Here is a 20,781-nt window from a genome sequence, read left to right as displayed (position 1 = left end):
CACCAGGCTTCGGGGTCAGGAGCCCGCGGTGCGGTAGCGGCGCAGGCTGACGGTGAAGCAGAGCGTGAACAGCACGCTCAGCGTCACCGCGATCACCACTCCGGGGTGCTCGGAGGGGAAGCTGCCGCTGGACGCGGCCGGGTTCCCCCACAGGTCGCGGCAGGACGAGATGACGGCGGTGATCGGGTTCCACTCCGCGATCGGGCGGACCAGGGCCGGCATGGAGGACGGGGCGAGGAAGGCGCTGGAGACGAAGGGCAGCACGATCACGATGAACGGCGTGACCACGCTGATCGTCTCCACGTCGCGCAGCGTCATCGCGAAGAGCACGCCGAGCCAGAGCATCACGTACACCAGGAGCACGATCAGCCCGAACCCGGCGAGCACGGGAAGCACCCCGGTGTGCGGCCGCCAGCCGAGCAGCAGCCCGGCCCCGGTGACCACGACGAGGCCGAGCAGGCCCACGAGGAGGTCGGCGAAGGTGTGCGCGAAGAGCACCGCGGACCGGCTGATGGGCATCGATCTGAACCGGTCGACCAGGCCGCCCTGGAGGTCCATCGCCACCGACACGGCGGTCGGCCCCACGCAGGCGAGCGCGACCTGGACCGCGCCGCCCGCGAAGACGTACTCCGCGTAGTTCCCGCCCGCGGGAAGGGTGATGGCGTCACGGAAGAGGTAGCCGACCATGACCATCGACACCAGCGGGCTCATCGCCACGCCGAGCACCCGGCCCGGGGCCCTGCGCAGGTGCAGCAGGCGCCGCCCGGTGACCGCGACCATCTCGGTGAACATCGAGCGCAGACCGCCGGGGCCGCTCGGCAGCCCCTTGTCGAGGGCCGCTGGGTTGGCTGTCGTCATCGCCCGTCACGTCCGTTCCGCTCCTGGTGCAGACGGTCCAGCTCGGCGGCGATGGCCGGGCCGACCTCCGCGAGGGCCTCGGGGTTGAGCAGGTCGTCGTGGTTGCAGTCGATCCGGTGGATGTCGAGGGTGCCGCTGAAGTACGGCTTCCAGCGCTGCTCCAAATCCGGCGTCGGCTCGCCCGAGTCGGTGCGCCCGGCGAGGAAGAGCTGCATGGTCCCGTCGTAGTCCCGTGGTGTCCAACGCGCGTGCAGGACCGGGTGGTTGGACATCAGGCCCACCATGCGGGCCATGCGCTCCTCCCCCATCTGCGCCATCGGGCTGTCGTCGCGCCGCAGGGCGTCGATGATGTCCCCGACGGTCAGCGGCCGGTCGCCGAACTCCGCGGGGTCGTGCCCGATGCCCTCCAACAGCCAGCCCAGCTTGGCCTGTTCGTCCTGATTCTCCAGGTCCTCGGGCCTCTCGTCGGTCCGCGGGTAGGAGTCGAGGTTGACGACGAGGCCGACCTCGTCGCCCGCCTCACGCAGCTGTACGGCGATCTCGTAGGCAAGGAGTCCGCCGAGGGACCAGCCGAGCAGGTGGTAGGGGCCTTCGGGCCGCACCTCCTTGATCATCCCGATGTACTCGGCCGCGGTCTCCTCGATGCTCGTGGGCAGCTCCGCGCCGTCCACGACGTACGGCGCCTGAATGCCGTAGACGGGGTGCTCGGCGCCGAAGTACCGGGTGAGCGGCATGTACGACAGGGCGAACCCGACGCCGCTGTGCAGGCAGAACACCGGAGGGCGGCTGCCCGTCGGCTTCATGCACAGCACGGTGCCGAACGGGTCGGCGTAGTCCAGGCCCTCGGCCTCGTCGATCGCGTCGGCCATGATCTGCGTGGACCGGCGGGCGGCCGGGGCGGACGCGGGCCTCTCCGCGGCGCCGACCTCCTGCCCCTCGCCCAGGACCGCCGCCACCAGCGCACGCACCGTCTGGTGCGCGAAGACGTCGGCGCTGGTGATCTCCAGGCCCGCCTTCCGCGCAAGGGCCACCAGGCGCAGCGACTTCATGCTGTTCAGCGACGTCTCGAAGAAGTTCTCCTCGACGCCGAAGTCGTCGACCCCGAGGACGCCCGCGACGATCGCGCACAGCGTCGCCTCGGCCGGGCTCAGCCCGCCGGCCCCCTCGGCTGCGCCCGCCGCCTCCTCGGCCGCGGACTCCTCGGTCACCGGCGCCGCGTCGGGCGCGAGCAGGTGACCCGCCGCGTCCCACTTGGCCTGCTCGCCGGTCCGGTACAGGCGCGATCCGGGCGGGCCGTACGGGTTCGCCACGAACCGCTCGGCGGTCGGGCCCGGCAGGCCCGCGTAGCCACGGCCGAGGCCGTCGCCACCGAGGTACAACTCGCCCACCGCGCCCGGCGGAAGCGGCGCGAGCCACTCGTCCAGGACGTAGACCTGGGTGTTCCACACCGCCTTGCCGTGTACGTACGTCCAAGGCGTCGCCCAGTCCTGCGGCAGGGGCTCGGCGCCGCGCACCCCGGCTCCGGAGAGCAGCGGCACGAAGAGTCCTCCGCCGAGGGCCTCGGCGCCCTCGCCCGACTCCAGCGCCCAGGCCAACAGGTTCGCGGCCGCGCGGTGTTCGACGACCGTGCCGCGGGGGCGGCCCGCCGCGTCGTCGGCGCGGATCACGTACGCGGCGTGTCCGGGCCGCAGCGGCGCCGTGCGGTCCGCGTCGGTGACCGGCTCGGCGGAGCCGCCGCGCACCTCGGGGCCGTCGAGGACGACCGCGGTGACGCCGGTGCTCCGCAGCCTGCTCGCCAGGCCCGCGGTGGTCAGGACGCACAGCGGGGCGGTGTCGGCGAGGAGCGCCTTGATCCGCGCGACCGGCTCGTCGGCGGCGACGGGAACGTACGCGGCACCGGACTTGAGCACCGCGAGCGCCGCGACGGTGTGGTCCGCCGCGCGCGGCACCGCGAGGGCGACGATCCGGTCGGGTCCCGCGCCGGTGGCGATGAGGTGGCGCGCCAACTGGTTGGAGCGGGCGTCCAGTTGGGCGTACGTGAGGCCCTTGGCGCCGGTTCCGACGGCGATCTCGTCCGGCACGGATGCCGCCCGCGCCGCGAACAGCTCGGGCAGGGTCGTCGCCGGCAGCTCGTGCGCGGTGTCGTTCCAGCCCGAGAGCACCCGCTCGCGCTCGTCTCCGGTGAGCAGCTCCAGGCCGCTCAGGCGGAGGTCGGGATCGGCGGCCACCGAGCGCAGCACGGCCCGGAACTGCTCCGTCATGCGCTCGGCGGTGGCCCGCGTGAACAGGTCGGTGCTGAAGGTGAGCAGGCCGCGGATGCCGCCACCGCCGGGCCACGGCAGGAGCTCCAGCATCAGGTCCATCTTGGCCCGGTCGGACGCGGCGTACTCGGGCACGACGGTCAGTCCGGGCAGGTCGAGCGGCATGTTGCCCTGGTTCTGGACGCTCAGCATCACCTGGAACAGCGGGTGCCTGCCCCGGTGGCGGGCCGGCTTCAGCGCGCCGACGACCTGGTCGAACGGGACGTCCTGGTGCGAGTACGCCGCCAGGTTGGTCTCCCGTATCCGGTCGAGCAGTTCGCGGAAGGTCGGGTCGCCGCTGGTGTCGCCGCGCAGCGTCAGAGAGTTGATGAACATGCCGACCAGGTCGTTGAGCGCCTCGTCGGTGCGCCCGGCGATCGGGGAGCCCACCGGGATGTCGGTGCCCGCACCAAGGCGGGTGAGCAGGGCGGAGAGCGCCGCCTGGAAGACGATGAACTCGGTGGTCCCGGTCTGCCTGGCCAGGTCGAGCAGGGCGCCGTGGAGCCCGGACTCCAGCTCGAACATCACCATCTCGCCGTCGGACGTGCTCGCCTCGGGGCGCGGGAAGTCGGCGGGAAGGCGCAGCTCCTCCGGCAGGCCCGCCAGCGCGTCCTGCCAGAACGAAAGCTGCTGGGATGCCACGCTGTCCGGATCGTCGGCCGAGCCGAGCAGCTCGCGCTGCCATGCGGCGAAGTCCGCGTACTGCACGGGGAGTTGGGCGCGCTGCGGCACCCGCCCGTCACAGCGGGCCCGGTAGGAGGCGGCCAGGTCGGTCAGGAGCGGGGCGATGGACCAGCCGTCGAAGGCGATGTGGTGGAAGACCAGCATCAGCACCCACTCGTCCACACCGAGCGCGAACAGCCGTACCCTCAGCGGGGGTTCGCTGCGCAGGTCGAAGCCGAGGTCGGCCTCGGCGGCCAGGGTCTCCGCCAGCTTCGCCTCGGAGACCGTGCGGGTGCGCAGGACCGGGGCGCCCGTGGCGGCGTCGAGGACCCGCAGCGACGGCACGCCGTCGTTGTCCGGGATGACCGTCCGCAGCACCTCGTGGCGCTCGGCCAGGTCGTTCAACGCCCCTTGCAGAGCAGCCTCGTTGAGGTGCCCGGAGAGCCGGAAGGCCATCGGCGTGTTGTACGTGCCGTCGATCTTCTCGCTCCGGTTGATGAACCACTGCTGCTCCTGCGCGAAGGACAGCGGCAGCTCCGTGCCCTTGGGCGCCGGGACCAGCGGCGGCCGTGCCTGGTCCGCCGACTCGACATGACCGGCCAGGGCGACCACCGTCCGCGCCTCGAAAAGCGCGCGGATGGGCAGTTCGACGGCGAGCACGCCGCGCACCCGGCTGACAAGGCGGGTCGCGAGCAGCGAGTGGCCCCCGATCTCGAAGAAGTCGTCGTCGATGGAGACCTGGGCCACCCCGAGGACATCGGCGAACAGGCCGCAGAGGATCTCCTCGACCGGGGTGCGCGGCGCGCGTCCCTTGAGGCCGTCGCCGAGGTCCGGCGCGGGCAGTGCCTTGCGGTCGAGCTTGCCCTGCGCGGTGAGCGGCAGGGCGTCCAGGCCGACCACGGCGGACGGCACCATGTACTCGGGCAGGGACAGGGCGAGCCGGTCGCGCAGACCTTCGGCGACACCGGGCACACCGGTCACGACGTACGCCACCAGGCGGCGGTCGCCGTCGTCGCTCTCGGAGACGATCACGGCGGCCTGCTCGACGCCCTGTTCGGCCAGGAGCGCGGCGGAGATCTCACCGAGCTCGATGCGGAAGCCGCGCAGCTGCACCTGGTCGTCGGCGCGGCCCACGTAGTCGAGCTGGCCGTCCGGCAGCCACCGCACCAGGTCTCCGGTGCGGTACATCCGGGCGCCGTCGGGGCCGAAGGGGTCGGCCACGAAGCGCTGGGCGGTCAGTTCGGGGCGGCCGAGGTAGCCGCGGGCGAGGCCCCCGCTGACGTACAGCTCGCCGACGACGCCGCGCGGCGCGAGCCGCAGGTGGTGGTCGAGGACGTACACCCGGTGGGCGTTGGTGGGCCGGCCGATGGGCGGGCGGGCCGTACCCGTCAGCGGGCCGCCGACGGTGGAGCTGACCACGGCCTCGGTCGGGCCGTAGCCGTTGTAGAGCCTGACCGCGTCGGACCAGCGCTCGACGACGTGGGCGGGGACGGCCTCGCCCGCCACCGCCAGGCGCAGGTCGGCGGGGAGCGCGCTGCCCTCGGGCAGACCGCCGACCACGACGGGCGGCAGTCCGGCGAGGTTCACGCGGGCGTTGTTGATCAGGTCGACCAGCGGCTGCCCCGGGGCCCGGCACTCCTCGTCGGCGATGACCAGCGTGCCTCCGTTGAGCAGCGCGAGCATCATCTCCCAGACGGAGGCGTCGAAGCTGATGGAGGCGAACTGCAGGACGCGGGTCTCCTCGTCGAGGCCGAAGCGCTCGACGAGGCTGTCGACCATCGAGAGCAGCCCGGTGTGGGCCACCACGACGCCCTTGGGGCGGCCCGTGGAACCGGAGGTGTAGATCATGTACGCCGCGTTCTCCGGCCGCAGCGGTGCGGTCCGCTCGGCGTCCGTGAGGTCGGCGGTGGGCAGCGCGGCGAGGCGCTCCACGGTGTCGGGGGCGTCCAGGATCAGCGCCCCGGTGCCCAACTCGGGCATCTCCACGAGGCGTTCACTGGTGGCCGCGTCGGTGAGAAGCACTGCGGGGCGGGCGTCGGAAAGCATGTAGGAGATGCGGTCGACGGGGTAGGCGGAGTCCACCGGCAGATAGGCGGCGCCGGCCTTCAGGACCGCGAGCACCGCGACGACCACCTCGGGCGTGCGCGGCAGCATCAGAGCGACCGTCCGCTCGGGGCCGATGCCGCGCTCGACGAGGTGGCGCGCCAACTGGTTGGCGCGCGCGTTCAGTTCGGCGTACGCCACTTCGTCCGCGCCGGAGAGGATCGCCGCCTTCTGTGGCGTGCGGGCGGCGCGCGCCTCGAAGACGCCGGTGGTCAGCTCGCCGGAGGACGCCTTGACGCTGCCGGTGCCGGACCAGTCGTCGGCGAGCTGGCTGCGCTCGTCGTCGCCGAGCGCGTCCAGTCTGCCGAGCAGGGCGCCCGGCGCCTCGGCGAGCTGCTCCAGGACGCGGACGAAGCGCGCCAGGATCCCGTCGATGTCGTCCGGGGCGAAGATGTCCGGCCGGTACTGCGCCTCCAGGCGCATCCGGTCGCCCGGGAACACGTTGAGAGCGAAGGGGTATTCGGCGATGACGCGGGCTTCCCAGTCACGCATGCTCAGGCCGGGAATGTGCTCGCCGATGCGGTCGAGGACGCCGGTCGGGTAGTTGTGGAAGGACACCACGGTGTCGAAGAGCTCACCGATGCCCGCGCCCTGCTGCACCTCGGCGAGGCCCAGGTGCTGGTGCGGCTCCAGGTCGAGCTGGCGCTCCTGGAGCGCGGCCAGCATGGCGTCGAAGGCCAGCGAGGGGTCGAGGCCGACGCGCACCGGAAGCGTGCTGAGGAACGAGCCGACCGTGCGCTCGATGCCGGGCACCTCTTCGGCACGGCCTGAGACCACCGCGCCGAACGTCACGTCCTGGCGGCCGGTGAGGCGACCGAGCGCGAGGGCCCAGCAGCCCTGCATGACGGTGCTCATCGTCAGGCCGCGCGAGGTCGCCCAGGACGTCACGGCCCCGGTCAGCTCCTCGGGCAGCGTCAGCTCCACGGAGCCGGGAAGCACCGAGGCGCGCGGGCGGTCGGCGGGGCCGAGCCGGGTGGGCTCGTCGATGCCGGCGAGCTCCTTCTGCCAGGCCTCGCGCGCCGCGTCCTTGTCCTGGGCGGCGGACCACTCCAGGTAGCCGCGCAGCGGGACGACCGGCGCCAGGGCCGAGGTGTCCGCGCCGTTGGCCCACAGGGTGACGAGCTCCTCGGCGAGGACCGCGGAGAGCGACCAGCCGTCGACCAGCATGTGGTGCGCGGTCCACACCACGCGGTGCCGGTCGTCACAGACGCGGTAGACGGTGAAGCGGGTCAGCGGTGCCCGGGTGACGTCGAAGCGGTCGAGCCACTCCTGTTCGGTGCGCCGCCGCACCTCGGCGTCGACGTCGTCCCCTTCGAACCCGGTCAGGTCCACCTCGGTCCAGGAGAGCTCCACGTCCGAGGAGACCAGCTGGACGGGGTCGCCCGTGTCGCGCTCGCGGAAGCAGGCCCGCAGGCTGGGGTTGCGCTCCAGGAGGGCCGTCGCGGCGGCGCGCAACTGCTCGCGGTCCAGGGGGCCTTCCACGTCCATGGTCACCTGGAGCGTGTACGCGTCCATGCCCTGGCGGTCGAACTCCGCCTGGAAGAGCAGACCGCGCTGGAGCGGCGAGAGCGGCAGGATGTCGTCGAGGTGCGGGAGTTCGCGCTCGTACGCGTCGATCTCCGCCTGTGTGAGGGGCACCAGGGGGAAGTCGGACGGTGTGCGGCCGCCCGCCTCGGGCCGCTCGGCGTGGGCGGCCAGCGCCTGAAGGGCACGGAACCAGTCATCGGCGAGCCGTCGGACGTCGTCCTCGGCGAGCAGCTCCCCCGCCCAGGTCCAGTCGGCGACCAGGACGGGCCCTTCCGCGCGGTCCTCGGTCATCGCGACGAGTTCCAGGGCGTGCCGCAGCGGGGTCTCGGGGGCGGCGGTCAGGCCGGAGCCGCCGGTCTCCATCGACCAGTCGCCGCCGTCTTCGGTGGTGAAACGGCCCAGGTAGTTGAAGCCGATCCGGGGAGCGGCCGCCTTGGCGAGGACGGCGGCGGTCTGCGGGTTGAGGTGGCGCAGCAGGCCGTGGCCGATGCCGTGGTCGGGCAGCGCGCGCAGGCTCTCCTTGACGCGCTTGAGTACGTCGCCGCAGGCGGCCCCGCCGTTCCACACCTCGGCCCAGTCGGGCTCGCCGACGTCGAGTCCGACGGGGAAGACGCTGGTGAACCAGCCGACCGTGCGGGACAGGTCGAGCCCTTCCGCGATCTGCTCGCGGCCGTGGCCCTCCAGCTCGACCAGGGCGCGGGAGCCCGTGCCCCGGTGCGCGAGGGCGAGCGCGAAGCCGGTCAGCAGGACCTCGTTGACCTCGGCGTGGAAGGCGGCGGGCACCTTGCCGAGAACCGCTGCCGTGGGGGCGGCGGGCAGTTCGAGCCGCAGCCGGCCCGCGCTGCCGTACACATCCCTGGCCGGGTCGAGGGGGCGCTCGGCGAGTTCGATCGTGCCGCCACCCACCACCTCGGTCCACAGCGGGAGTTCGGCGGTGCGGCGGGTGGTGCGGGCCTGCTCGGAGAGAACCTTCGCCCAGCGGCGGAAGGAGGTGCCGACCGGGGCGGGGGCCACGCCGTTCCAGGCGGCTCGCAGGTCGGGCAGCAGGATGCGCCAGGAGACGCCGTCCACGGCGAGATGGTGGATCACCAGGAGCAGCCGGTCGGCGCCGTCCGAGGCATCCGCGTCGCCCTCACCGGTCTCCTCGATGAGCACCGCCTGGACCAGCAGGCCGTCCTCGGGGCGCAGCCGTGCGCGGGCCGCGGCGAGCTGTTCGTCGAGCACCGTGTCGCGGTCGGCGCCACCGGTTTCCACGCTGCTGAGCACGTCGGACGCGGACACGGCGCCCTGCGGCAGCGTCTCCAGGGACCACAGGCCCGGCACGGGGGCGGTGAGCCTCGTGCGCAGCGCGTCGTGCCGGTCGACGACGGCCTGCAGCGCACGTTCGAGGCGTGGCAGGTCCGCGCGGGCCCCGGCGGGCAGCGCGACCGTGACGTACTGGGCGTACTCGCGGGTGGCCGTGGGAAGTTCGGCGAGCTCGGCACGCAACTGGTCGACGATCGGAGTCAGTTCGAGCTCGCCGACTCCGTCCGCCACCACGTCGTCCTCGGTCCGGTCCGCGCGCTGGGCGACCGCGGCGATGGCGGCCGGCGTGCGGTGCTGGAAGACGTCCCGCGAGGTGATGACGAGCCCCGCCCTGCGGGCCTGGCCGACCACCTGGATGGAGCTGATGCTGTCGCCGCCGAGGGCGAAGAAGTTGTCGTCCATGCCGATGCTGGGCACGCCGAGGACGTCGGCGAGCACCGTGCGCAGGATCTCCTCCTGCGGGGTGCCCGCCGTCCGCCCGGTGGCCGCGACGGCGAACTCCGGTGCGGGCAGGGCCTTGCGGTCGACCTTGCCGTGCGCGGTGAGCGGCATGCGCTCCAGGGTGAGCAGCACCGCGGGGACCATGTGGTCGGGCAGGACCGCGGCCATGCGCTCGCGCAGCGCCTCGGTGTCGGCGGCGCCGGACTCGGCCACCACATAGCCGATCAGGCGGTGGTTGCCCGCAGGGTCCGCGACGGCGGCGGCCACCGCGTCCGCGACGCCGGGCAGGTTGCGCAGCACGGACTCGACCTCGCCGAGCTCGATGCGCTGGCCGCGGATCTTGACCTGGTGGTCGCGGCGTCCGGTGAAGACGAGCTGTCCGTCGGCGAGCAGGACGACCTGGTCGCCGGTGCGGTACATCCGGGAGCCGTCGTCCGCGAACGGGTCGGGCACGAAGGTGAAGGCCGTGCGGCCCGGGTCGCCGAGGTAGCCGCGGCCGACGCCCGCGCCCGCGATGTACAGCTCGCCGGGCACGCCGCGCGGCACCGCCCGCAGGTCGTCGCCGAGGACGTACAGACGGGTGTCGCGCAGGGGCCTGCCGATCGGCATGGAGGCGCCGGACACCTCGGCGGCCGTGCGCGCGTACCCGTGGGTGACGTCGTCGGAGCACTCGGTGGGGCCGTACACGTTGGCGATCGGGATGTCGGGGTAGCGCGCGAACCAGCGGGTGCACAGCTCGGTCGGCAGCGCCTCGCCGTTGGAGATCATCCAGCGGAGCGCGGAGAGCGCGGGCGCGCCGCCCGCCGTGTCCCACACGTCCAGCGTGGCGCGCAGCAGGGAGGGCACCACTTCGAGCACGGTGAGGCCTTCGGCCGCGATGGTGCCGAACAGCGCTTCGGGGTCGGCGGCGTCCGCGCGGGATATCGCCCGGATCCGACCGCCTACGAGCAGCGTGGAGAGCGACTGCCAGACGGAGACGTCGAAGGTGACGGGCGCGTTGTGGACGAGCGCGTCGGAGCGGTCCAGGGAGAGTTCCTCGACCTTGGCGAGCAGATGGTTGACCATGCCGCCGCGCTGCACCATCGCGCCCTTGGGCTTGCCGGTGGAGCCCGAGGTGTAGATCACGTACGCGAGGTCGAGGGGACCGCCGACGACGGGCGCCAGGTCCGCGGCGTCGTCGAGCGCGCCGTCCAGGACGTGTACGGGCAGCGCGCGGTCGGCAGCCACCTGTACCGCGAGGCCGCGGTGCGTGGTGTCGGTGAGCACCTGGACCGCGCCGCTGTCCTTCAGGAGCGAGGTGAGCCGGTTCAGCGGGGCGCGCGGGTCGAGCGGCAGGAAGGCACCGCCGGCGCCCAGCGCGGCGAGCTCCGCGGTGATGAAGTCCCGTCCGGGCTCGGTCAGTACGGCCACCGGGCCCTGCGTGGACACCTGCCGGGACGCGGCGCTCGCGCGGCCGACGAGCTCGGCGTAGGTGATGCTCCCGGCGTCGTCGGTGACCGCCACGGCGTCGGGCCGCTCGGCGGCGTGCGCCCGTACGCGTTCCACGACGCCCAGGTAGGGCTCCTGGACGCGGGGTCCGGTGAGCGCGGCGGCGAGCTCCTCCGCCTCGCCGGGCGCGAACAGGTCGAGGCCGTTCACGGGGTCGTCGGCGCCGGCGTTCAGGAAGCGGTCGAGGAAGGCGACGAACCGGTTCAGGTGGCCGCGCACGTCGTCCTGCGTGTAGCGGGCCTCGTTGCCGCTGAGGTCGACGCCGATGCCGTTGTCGCCCTTGTCGGCGATCGTGAACTCCAGGTCGTCGACCAGGCCGGTGGAGGGGCTGTAGATGGTGGCCGCGCAGGGGCCGATGCTCAACTCCTCGACCTGCGGCATCATGTTGACGAACGGTCCGAACGGCCTGCGGTCGTCGCTCGGCAGGCCCATCGCGCGGCGAATCCGGCTCACGCGGTAGCGCTGGTGTTTGAGCCCCTTGGAGAGGGCCTTGTACGCCGCCGTGAGCAGGTCGCCGCGGGTCATGGCGGGCGTGAGGGCGAGCCGCAGGGGCACGTAGTTGACCACCATGCCGGGGATCTCCTGCATGGTGCCGCCCACGCGTCCGGTGGCGGGCAGGGAGAGCAGCACGTCGTCGGTGCCCGCCAGGCGTCCGGTGTACGAGCCGAGGGCCGCGACGAGGACGGTCTGCCAGGTGGCCCGCGCGTCCCAGGCCACGGCGCGCAGCCGCTCCGCGACGGCCTCCGGCAGCACGGTCTCCTCGCGGAAGAAGGTCTGCGCGGGGTCCGCGTCACGGGTGGCGAGGCTGACCGGCTCGGGCCGGTCGGCGAGCTCCTTCTCCCAGTAGGCGCGGTCGCGTTCGCAGCGCGGGGACTCCGCGTAGGCCGCCTCGGCCTCGACCAGGTCGCTCAGCGGCGGGAAGCGTCCCTCGTCGAGCGAGGTCCCGGCGAGCATCGCCTCGTAGATGGCGGAGAGGCGCTGCCAGTAGATGACGTAGCTGAAGCCGTCCGAGACCAGGTGGTGGTTGAGCAGGCAGAAGAAGGTGCGGTCGGCGGCGAGGGTGAAGACGCTCAGCCGGAAGAGCGGCACGTGAGGGGTGGCGGTCAGCGGCAGGGGGACGCGGAGGTCCTCCTGGATGGCCGCGCGGGCGGTCGCTGCCGGGTCGGCGGCACCGCTGACGTCGGTGACGGTCAGGGGCAGTTCGACGGCGGGTTCGATGAACTGCCAGGGCTCGCCGTCCACTTCGGTGAACCGTGCGCGCAGGCAGTCCGACTCCTCCACCAGGCGCGCGAGCGCGGCCCGGAACAGGTCCTGGTCCAGCGGTCCGCGGATGTCCCAGTAGATGGCGGTGTTGTACGTCGCGCCTCCGCCCGAGAGCTTCTCGTCGAACCAGATGTCCTTCTGGCCGGCGGTGAGGGGCAGGCCGCCCGTCTGAACATGATTCATAGCAATCCCCTAGCGAAGGTCACCTGGTGCACACCGTCGATCAGCACACCGTCGATCATTCGAAAAACCGCTGACAGTGGACTGACCCCCACCTGACGGGTCAGCCCACGCGTGCCGTGCTGTGCCGTGCCGTGCGTGCCATGCCGTGCGTGCCGTGCCGTGCGTGCCGCGGCGGGAGCGGTCAGCCGCAGCCGCCCGCGTGCGCGTCCTCCACCGAGCGGCCGAGGGCCACCGCGGAGGCGGGTTCCGCGAGGGAGGGGGCCGGGACCTCCTTGGACCGCAGGTGCTCGACGAAGCCGTCGAGCCGGTCGAGGCCCCAGAAGCGGGTGAATCCGTGCACGAAGAAGGGCACGCCGAACACGCCGTCCTTGCAGACATCGAGGAGGATCCTGACGCCCTCGGCACGTCGCTCGGGGTCGTCGCTCGCGTCGGCGATCTCCCGTTGGTCGATGCCGAGTTCGGCGCCGATGTCCGCGATGGTCGCGCGGTCGCAGATGTCGCGGCCCTCGCCGAAGCGGGCCCGGTACACGGCCGCGATGTACTCGTGGCCCAGGCCGTGGTCGCGGGCGACCAGGTAGCCGAGGTGCGGGACCTCCCACACCGGGGCGCGGTCGACGGGCCAGTTGACGGTCAGGCCGCGGGCCTTGGTGAGCCGGCCGACGTCCTGCAGGACGTAGCGGTTCTTCTCGCGCGACATGTCGGAGTAGGGGAACCTGCCGCCCTGCTCCTCCAGTCGCCGCGCGCTCTCGGGGTCGGGCTCGAAGAACGGCAGCCACTCCAGCCGGTCGACGAGCTCCTTGTGCTCGCTCATCACCTCGCGGTAGGCGAGCCAGGAGTACGGGCTGCGCAGGCTGAAGTAGAACCGCGGGGTCTTGTTCTTGGCTGGGGACATGGGAGTTCCCTTCTGTCTCTGCGGGACGGTGGGACAGCGGGGCTCAGACGACGAGTCCGCCGTCGACGCCGAAGACCTGGCCCGTGATGTACGTGGCGCGGTCGGACGCGAGGAAGGACACGAGGTCGGCGACTTCCTCGGGGCGGCCGAAGCGGCCGAGGGGGATCCGCTCCGTCATCTTCTTGGTGTGCTCTTCGCTGAGTTCGGAGAGCATGTCGGTGGCGATGAAGCCGGGCGCGACGGCGTTGGCGCGGATTCCGTAGCGTCCTGACTCCTTGGCCAGCGCCTTGGTGAAGCCGATGATCCCGGCCTTGGTCGCCGAGTAGTTGGTCTGGGTGGCGTTGCCGTACACCCCCGCGACCGAGGACATGGTGACGACCGAGCCCGCGCGGCGCTTCATCATCGAGAAGACCGCCGCCTTGCAGAGGTTGTACGTGCCGTCGAGGTTGACCCGCAGCACGGCGTCCCAGTCGGCCTCCGCCAGCATCACCAGCGGGTTGTCGCGCACGATGCCCGCGCAGGAGACGACGGTGTGCAGCGGCCCGAGCGCCTTCTCGCTGTCACGGACGAAGTCGCGTACGTCGCGGTGGCCCGCCACGTCGACCTGTGCCGCGTACACCCGGGCCCCCGCGGCGGTGGCCTCCTCGGCCACGGCGTCGGCGGCCTCCTTGTTCGACTGGTAGCAGAAGGCCACGTCGTAGCCGTCCTCGGCAAGCCGGGTCACCACATGGCGGCCGATCCCCCGGGACCCTCCGGTGACCAGCGCGACACGTGGTTCGGTTGCGGACATGCGTGTTTCCTCTCCATGGGTTCACAAGGGGCAAGGCATGGGTTCACCAAGCGCACGGCATGGGTTCACCCGGGCACGGCTGACCGGGGTACGGCCCTGCCGTACCCCCTCAGCCGCGGTGTTCTCAGCCGCGGTCGGCGCCGCCGAGCACCGCGCAGCCGACGGTTCCGTCCCGGTCGATGCCGGTGACGAGCGCCGCTTCGCCCGGCGCGAGCCCTGACTCGCCCGCGGTGGCGAGCACCGCCGCCAGTTGCAGGCTGGTGGAGGCGGCGGAGGTGTCGCCGAGCAGCGGGCGGCAGCGCAGCCACTGAGGCTCCGCGGCGCCCAGGGCGTCCGAGACGCCGGCCTCCTCCAGGGCGGCGAGCTTGCCGTCGGCGCCGAGCGGGGCGACCAGGCGGATCTGCTCGGGGGTCACACCGGCGCGGGTGAGCGCCCCGCGGACGCAGTCGGCCAACGCCTGCTGGGCGTCGCTCCGTTCGGCGTACGCACCGAACCGTGTCGCCAGGATGCGGGCGAGCGGTTCGCGTCCCGCGGCGCGGGCGTCGTCGGCGGTCTCCATCAGGAACACGGCGCTGCCCTCGCCGAGCGGCGTCGACTGCTCCTCGGCGCCGCGGCCGTGCCACTCCAGCCAGGCGCGCTGGGTGGAGTACTCCTCGGCGGCGCCGCACAGCACCCGGGCGCAGTGGCCGCCGCGGTGCAGCCGCACCGCGTAGCTCAGGGCGAGCAGGCCGGTCAGCCAGCCGCCCGCAACCGTGGTGTTGGGGCCCTTGATGCCGTGCCAGATGGCGCTCTGGCCCGCGGCGCGGTTCATCACCGTGTTCGGGAAGCGGGCCGGGTCGACGTGGTAGGGGCGCTCGTTCGTCAGGGCGTCCCGGGTGAAGTCCATGATGCTCTGGACACTGCCCAAGCCGGTGCCGAGGACGAGGCCGACCTGCTCGGGCCGCGCGGTCAGTTCGTCGCCGCAGGACGCGAGGAGACGGCCCACCGCGGTGACGGCGATCGCCGTCACGCGGTCCATCGTCCGGGTGCCCTTCTTGCCCACGTACTCCCGTGCGGTGAAGTCGGGCACCAGGCCGCACCGGTCGAAGGGGCCCGGCCAGGCGTCGCGGTCGAGGTCACCGACCGCGCTGCGCCCTTCGCCGATGCCCTCGCTGAAGGGAGCGCTGCCGACGCCGTATCCGGAGACCACCGACCAGGCGGAGAGGACCAGTTCGGACATCACGCGGCCTCCCGGTACCGGCCCAGGATGAGCACGGCGTTGTTGCCCGCGAACGCGAGCGCGTTGTTCTGGACCACGTTCAGTTCGGTGGCCCGCGCTTCGTTGGGCACACAGTCGAGGCCGCACTCCGGGTCGGTCTCGCGGTGGTTGATCGTGGGCGGGATGAAGCCCTCGGTCAGGGCGAGGGCACAGGCCGCGGAGGCGAGCGCGCTCGCGGCGCCCATGGAGTGGCCGATCATGGACTTGATGGAGATCGTGGGCGGGGGCGCGTCGAAGACCTGGCGGATCGCGCCGGCCTCGGTGACGTCGTTGGCCCGCGTGCCCGTGCCGTGCGCGGAGATGAAGTCGATGTCCTCGGGCTTCACCCCGGCGTTGCGGTGCGCGACCTCCATGCACCGGGCCAGGCTGTCCTGGTCGGGGGCGACGGGGTGGTGCGCGTCGCAGTTGAGGCCGTAGCCGAGCACCTCGGCGTAGATGCGGGCGCCGCGGGCCCGCGCGGACTCCAGGCTCTCCATCAGGAGGATGCCCGCGCCCTCGCCGGTCAGGATGCCCTTGCGGTCCTTGTCGAAGGGCTGGCAGACCTCGGGGGCGATCGTGCCGAGCCGGTAGAACCCGGTGAAGGTCTTGCGGCACACGGCGTCCGCGCCGCCGCAGAGCGCGACGTCGACGTCGCCCTCGCGGATCGCGTCGTAGCCGCTGCCGATGGCGTAGTTGCCCGCGGCGCAGGCGGTGGGGATGGTCAGGGCCTCGACGTCGGTCAGGCCCAGTTCGCGGACGATGCCGCTGGACAGCCGGCCCGCCTGGGCCCGCCGTGCCACGACGGGCGACAACTGCTCGGGCCCGTCCTCCAGTTGGACCCCGACGAGCGCGTCGAGATCACGGGATTCCGCGTCGGTCGTGCCGACAGAGACCAGAGCCGAGCGCCGCCTGAACTCCGCCAGGTCCATCCCCGCGTCCTCGACCGCCATCCGCGCGGCGGCGACGGAGAACTGGGAGGCCCGCCCGAGTTCCGCGGGATCGACGCGGTGGATCCAGTCCGCCGGATCGAAGTCGGTCACCTCGCACCCGTTGGCGTGTGCGAAACCGGTTGTGTCGAAGGCCGTGATCGGCTTGACCCCACTGCGTCCGGACCGCAGTCCGTCCAGGAAGGCCGTGACGCCGAGCCCGATGCTGGTGACCGCACCGAGCCCGGTGATCACCACGCGACGCGGCCCGTGGTCGCTGTCGTACACCCTGTGCTCCAGTCGTCCGGGGCCGATACCTACTGGGACGCCTTGGCCGTCATGGCTTCGCCGACGACGGTGACGACGCCGTCGAGATTGACCATGCGGGCCAACTCGGCCTGGTCGATGTCGATCCCGAAGGCGCGCTCCAGCTGGGAGAGGATCTCGATGGCACCCATCGAGTCGGCCTCGTGGTCCTCCTTGAAGCGACTGGTGTCGGTCATCTCATCCGGGTCGATCTCCAGGATGTCGCAGATGATTCCCTTGATGGTGGCGCGGCTGTCGGCGTCCACCTGCTTCGCTGTAGTCATACCTGCGATGCTGGCGGACGGCCCTGACAGCGAGCTGACAGCTCCTCAGCCGGAGGCGCTCGGCAGCGGGAGGAAGGTGCCCAACTCGGGGAAGTCGGACGGGTGTTGCGTCATCCAGGGCCAGTAGCCGGGGATGGTGCGGGCATATCCGCAGTAGTATCGCCGCACGGTCTCCACGAGCCGCCGCAGCGTCTCCTTGGCGACCGCGCCCCTGCGCCACACCAGCATCAGTTCGATGCTCTGTGTGTCACGGACGGGCACGAGCCGTACGTCGCCGGTGGCACCGGTGGGTGGCGTCAGGGCGACGGCGTCGGTGTCCCTGACCCAGTTCATCGCCTCGTGGTGCCCGTCGACGTGGTGCGATCCGCCGAGTTCGGCCTGGCCCAGCTGGCCGAGCAGGTCCTTCTCGACCTCGTGGAACCAGTGGTCCCGTGAGTAGTGGACCCAGTTGAGCTCCGCGAGGTGGGATCCGTCCACGAAGGGGAGGTCGGCCAGCGGATGCCCCCGCGACACCGCGAGCCAGATCGGTTCCCTGAAGATGACGGTGGTGTCCAGGTCGGGATGGCGTACGTAGTCGGGCGCGACCGTCGTCGAGCAGGGGATCATGGCCACGGTGAGCGCCCCGCCGTGCACCGCGTCGACGGCGGCGGCCGGCGCGAGCGTCTCGGTCTCCACGTCCATGGTGGTCAACGAGGCCTGGATCGCCCCGAGCAGGGTCGGCGGGGTCCACTCGGTGTTCCCGAAGCGCAGCGTGCTCGCGACGCTCGCGGCCGCCTCACTGGTCACCTCGTCCGCCTGCTGGACCAGGCGCGCCAGCATGGGGATCAGGCGCTTGCCCAGCGTGGTCGGCACGATGCCCGATCGCGACCTGACGAAGAGGTCGCCGCCGAGCATCTTCTCGATCCTGCGCAATTGAGTGGTGAGGCTTGGCTGTGGAAGATTCAACGAACCTGCCGCCTTGGATATGCTGCCGACCTCGGAGATGATCCACACAATCCGGGCATGCCTCAGTTCCAGATCCATATCCCTTGCAATCTTGTGATTCAGTCGACGTGAGTCGATGGCGACAACGGCGGCAGACTGACAGGCGATTGTGGCCGGGGTCAGGACACCAGTGGAATTCCAGGTGTCCCCCGCCTTCGTCGCATGGCGCGTACGCACTCGCCCGGATCCGGGCAGGCGTTCACGCGCGTCCGGCCCAGGATCGCCGAACCACGTCCCCCGTTTTGTTGCATGAAGCTAAGCCTCCGCTTGTTTTTCGCGCCCCAGCGCCCTCTATGGGGATATCGAACCACAGGTGAGAACCGGTGTTCCGGAATTATGAAATCCGGTTCTAGGTTCAACGGCCACTTTCCGCGAGATTCAATTCGCGGACACAGGGGGCGGCAAGCATTAAACGGAAGCTAACTTACCACTTGTCTCATTTCAACTGCATCGACGGCACGGCCGACCACAGGGATAACTACGGCACCATCAGGCACTTTCCACCCCGGCACGCGACCGGGTTCACGATCATGAACATTTCGTGATGGCCGAAGATGATCGATCAGGGGCGCAAGGGTCGCCCCGCCCGAAATTGCGACGGTTCATCGGGCGGGGCAATTGTGGATCTACATATTGAGGTTCACGCGAAGTCGGACATAAGGGGGGCCACGCGCTCCTGCCCCAACTGCGCCCGCAGCGCCGGGTCCGTCACGCCGAGGCCGGCCTCCGGCGCAAGGCAGAGCACACCGACCTTCCCCAGGTGTTCATTCATCTGAATGGCGTGGGCCGCCTCGCCGACGGCTTCCAGGGGGTACACCTTGGACAGCATCGGGGAAATCCGCCCGCGCTGGATGAGGCGGTTCGTCTGCCACTGCTCGTAGAGATTCGCTCCGTGACTTCCGATGACCTTCTTCAGGCGCATCCACAGATAACGGTTGTCGAAGGTGTGCTGATAGCCGGTGCTCGACCCGCAGGTGACAATCGTGCCGCCGCGCCTGGCCACGAAGACCGACACCCCGAACGTCTCGCGCCCCACGTGTTCGAAGACGATATTGGGGTCCTCTCCTATCTCCTGGCGAATGATCTGACCGAGGCGCTTGCCCGCCTTCACCGTGACGTCCGGATCCGCGGATATCTCACCGATCTCGCGCCTGTCGATCACCAATTCGCAGCCGAGATTCCGCGCGATCTCCGCCTTGGCGTCGGAGCTGACAATGCCGATCGGAATTCCGCCGCCGTTCTTCACGAACTGCACCGCGTAACCGCCGAGTCCGCCGACCGCTCCCCAGATGAGGACGACATCGCCCTGCCGCATATTGGCGCCGCGCTCACTGATCAGCATGCGGTAGGCGGTGCCCGCGCAGAGCGGGTTGCAGGCGGCCTCCTCCCAGGTCAGATGGGGCGCCTTGGGCAGCACCTGGCTGGCCCGCGCGACGGCGTAATGGGCGAGCCCGCCGAAATTGGTCTCGAATCCCCAGGCCCGTTGTTCCGCGCCCAGCATGCCGTCGTTGTGGGTGACTGGATCCTGGTCGTCCACATGCGCGGTCGCCACCACCACGTGATCGCCGATGCGTACGTTGCGCACTCCGGTGCCGACGCGTACGACGACTCCGGCGGCATCCGAGCCGACGACGTGGAACGGCTGATCATGCCGTGCCGCCCAGCCGCCCTGCTTTCCGTAATGCCGCAGGAAAGTGAAGCTGGGGATCGGCTCGAACTTCGCCGACCAGATCGTGTTGTAGTTCAGGGCCGCGGCCATGACGGCGACGAGAACCTCGTCAGGGGCGAGTTCCGGCATCGGCACGGGACCGACGTGGAGCGTATCCCTGACGTCCCGTTCCTCGGCGCCGGACGCGGCGGCGACATCCTCGATGCGCAAATGCGCGGCCGTGTACTCCTCGGGGACGACAAGGCGCTCCAGGACCTCGGGCGACGCCCCGTCCACCACGGCTCGGGAGAGATCGGACATGCGTACTCGTTCCTTTCCGTTGAGGGTCCGTCGGGGCCGCGCTTCACTTCTCCAGGCGGACGGGGAGCGAGAGGAGCGTCCGGGCGATCAGGCTCTCCTGCCAGCGCAGTTCCTCGATGTCCACCGCGAGGGAGATGTCGGAGTAGCGCCTCAGCAGGGCGGCGATCGCGATGCGGGCCTCCGTCCGCGCGAGGGCGGCCCCCGGACAGCGGTGGATCCCGTACCCGAAGGCCAGATGGCGGTTCTCCGCGCGCCGCACGTCCATGACGTCGGGGCGGTCGAAGTGCTGCGCGTCCCGGTTCACGGCCGCCGCCGCCACGAGGACGACCTCACCGCTGCCGATGGTGTGCGCGCCCAACTCCAGGGGCTGCGTGGTGAATCGGGGCGACGCGAGGTTGCCCGCGCTCTCGTACCGCAGCGTCTCCTCCAGGAAGGCGGGGATCAGCTCGGGGTCCCCCCGCAGTTCGTCCTGCAGGTGGGGCTGGGTCGTCATCATCAGCACGGCGTTGCCGATGAGGCCCGCGACCGTCCCGACGCTGCCGAGGAGGATCGCGTTCACCATGGCCAGGATCTCGTCCTGGTCGAGCCGGTCGCCGTCGGCGGACGGGCTCATCAGCTCCGAGATGAGGTCGTTGCCCGCCTTCTCCCTGCGCTCGTCGAAGAGCCGGTGGACGTACCCCTCGAACTCCATGGCGGCGGCGTACTTCACGTCCGTGTCCGCGGTGGAGATCTGCGTCGCGAGCCAGCCCTGGAACTTGGTGCGGTCGGCGGCGTCGATGCCGATGATCTCGCAGATCCCCGAGCCCGAGACCGGATAGGCGTACGTCGTCAGGAGGTCGACGGAGTCCTGGCCCGCGAACTCGTCGAGGACCGACTCGGCGATCTCCTCGATGCGCGGGGTGAAGTCACGGACCACCGCGCTGGACAGGGCCTTCATCGCGATCTTCCGCAGGCGGGTGTGGTGCGGGGGATCGCGGTAGAGCATGTGGTCGTTCACCGGCGGGTCCAGGCGCAGCACGGTGTTCGCGTTGGCCTGCGCGATCTCGCCCGCCGAGCCGTAGAGCTCCTTGCTGATGGCGGGATCGGCGAACACCCGCTTGGCGAGGTCGTATCCGGTGACCACCCAGGCGCGCATGCCGCTCGGGAACTCCACCTGGTGGACCTGGCCGTGCTCGTTCAACTCGCGGTAGACGGAGTGGGGGTCCTGGAAGAAATCCTCGGACAGCCGGTGTACGGGATCGACGGACATCTGGGCAGCCTCC

10 protein-coding genes are annotated in these 20,781 nt (G+C 71.3%); all 10 read right to left on the bottom strand.

The genetic code is table 11. The features are described from left to right. Positions 1 to 15: 15 nt before the first annotated feature. The 10 genes from AB0B50_RS31335 to AB0B50_RS31290 all read right to left on the bottom strand — a co-directional run bounded on the left by AB0B50_RS31335 (position 16) and on the right by AB0B50_RS31290 (position 20,768). Positions 16 to 858, bottom strand: coding sequence for an ABC transporter permease (locus AB0B50_RS31335; RefSeq protein ID WP_362339170.1), 843 nt, complete (start codon positions 856 to 858; stop codon positions 16 to 18). Next, positions 855 to 12,131, bottom strand: coding sequence for an amino acid adenylation domain-containing protein (locus tag AB0B50_RS31330; RefSeq protein WP_362339169.1), 11,277 nt, complete (start codon positions 12,129 to 12,131; stop codon positions 855 to 857). The genes AB0B50_RS31335 and AB0B50_RS31330 overlap by 4 nt, the downstream gene beginning before the upstream one ends. A gap of 181 nt (positions 12,132 to 12,312) precedes the next feature. After that, positions 12,313 to 13,023, bottom strand: a complete 711-nt coding sequence (locus AB0B50_RS31325; protein WP_362339168.1) for a DsbA family protein — start codon at positions 13,021 to 13,023, stop codon at positions 12,313 to 12,315. Positions 13,024 to 13,066: 43 nt separating this feature from the next. Further along, positions 13,067 to 13,813 (bottom strand): 3-oxoacyl-[acyl-carrier-protein] reductase, encoded by a 747-nt coding sequence (gene fabG, locus AB0B50_RS31320; RefSeq protein WP_362339167.1) that lies wholly within the window; start codon positions 13,811 to 13,813, stop codon positions 13,067 to 13,069. A gap of 124 nt (positions 13,814 to 13,937) precedes the next feature. After that, positions 13,938 to 15,032, bottom strand: coding sequence for a beta-ketoacyl synthase N-terminal-like domain-containing protein (locus AB0B50_RS31315; RefSeq protein WP_362339166.1), 1,095 nt, complete (start codon positions 15,030 to 15,032; stop codon positions 13,938 to 13,940). Next, positions 15,032 to 16,264, bottom strand: coding sequence for a beta-ketoacyl-[acyl-carrier-protein] synthase family protein (locus tag AB0B50_RS31310; RefSeq protein ID WP_362339165.1), 1,233 nt, complete (start codon positions 16,262 to 16,264; stop codon positions 15,032 to 15,034). Before AB0B50_RS31310 ends, AB0B50_RS31315 begins: the two co-directional genes overlap by 1 nt. A 29-nt stretch (positions 16,265 to 16,293) precedes the next feature. Continuing rightward, on the bottom strand, positions 16,294 to 16,566 hold the full coding sequence (locus tag AB0B50_RS31305) for an acyl carrier protein (RefSeq protein ID WP_362339164.1): 273 nt from the start codon (positions 16,564 to 16,566) through the stop codon (positions 16,294 to 16,296). A 45-nt stretch (positions 16,567 to 16,611) separates the two neighbouring features. After that, entirely contained in the window at positions 16,612 to 17,589 is a 978-nt protein-coding gene (locus AB0B50_RS31300) for a LysR family transcriptional regulator (protein WP_362339163.1), read from the bottom strand. Between the two features lie 601 nt (positions 17,590 to 18,190). Beyond that, positions 18,191 to 19,519: a crotonyl-CoA carboxylase/reductase gene (ccrA, locus tag AB0B50_RS31295; protein ID WP_362339162.1), complete on the bottom strand. Its 1,329-nt coding sequence runs from the start codon at positions 19,517 to 19,519 to the stop codon at positions 18,191 to 18,193. Positions 19,520 to 19,562: 43 nt separating this feature from the next. Next, the gene (locus tag AB0B50_RS31290; RefSeq protein ID WP_362339161.1) at positions 19,563 to 20,768 is read right to left on the bottom strand and encodes a cytochrome P450; all 1,206 of its coding nucleotides are present in this window, start codon (positions 20,766 to 20,768) and stop codon (positions 19,563 to 19,565) included. Positions 20,769 to 20,781 lie beyond the last annotated feature (13 nt).

The organism is Streptomyces sp. NPDC041068, from assembly GCF_040647455.1.
Lineage (GTDB): Bacteria > Actinomycetota > Actinomycetes > Streptomycetales > Streptomycetaceae > Streptomyces.
The sequence above is the reverse complement of the archived record's forward strand: the minus strand, read 5'-3'. Positions and strand labels throughout refer to the sequence as shown.

Bases quoted from the DNA above. Each gene is read 5' to 3' on its own strand.
- AB0B50_RS31335 (WP_362339170.1), bottom strand. From the start codon at position 858: ATGACGACAGCCAACCCAGCGGCCCTCGACAAGGGGCTGCCGAGCGGC.
- AB0B50_RS31330 (WP_362339169.1), bottom strand. From the start codon at position 12,131: ATGAATCATGTTCAGACGGGCGGCCTGCCCCTCACCGCCGGCCAGAAG.
- AB0B50_RS31325 (WP_362339168.1), bottom strand. From the start codon at position 13,023: ATGTCCCCAGCCAAGAACAAGACCCCGCGGTTCTACTTCAGCCTGCGC.
- fabG (WP_362339167.1), bottom strand. From the start codon at position 13,813: ATGTCCGCAACCGAACCACGTGTCGCGCTGGTCACCGGAGGGTCCCGG.
- AB0B50_RS31315 (WP_362339166.1), bottom strand. From the start codon at position 15,032: ATGTCCGAACTGGTCCTCTCCGCCTGGTCGGTGGTCTCCGGATACGGC.
- AB0B50_RS31305 (WP_362339164.1), bottom strand. From the start codon at position 16,566: ATGACTACAGCGAAGCAGGTGGACGCCGACAGCCGCGCCACCATCAAG.
- AB0B50_RS31300 (WP_362339163.1), bottom strand. From the start codon at position 17,589: ATGGATCTGGAACTGAGGCATGCCCGGATTGTGTGGATCATCTCCGAG.
- ccrA (WP_362339162.1), bottom strand. From the start codon at position 19,519: ATGTCCGATCTCTCCCGAGCCGTGGTGGACGGGGCGTCGCCCGAGGTC.
- AB0B50_RS31290 (WP_362339161.1), bottom strand. From the start codon at position 20,768: ATGTCCGTCGATCCCGTACACCGGCTGTCCGAGGATTTCTTCCAGGAC.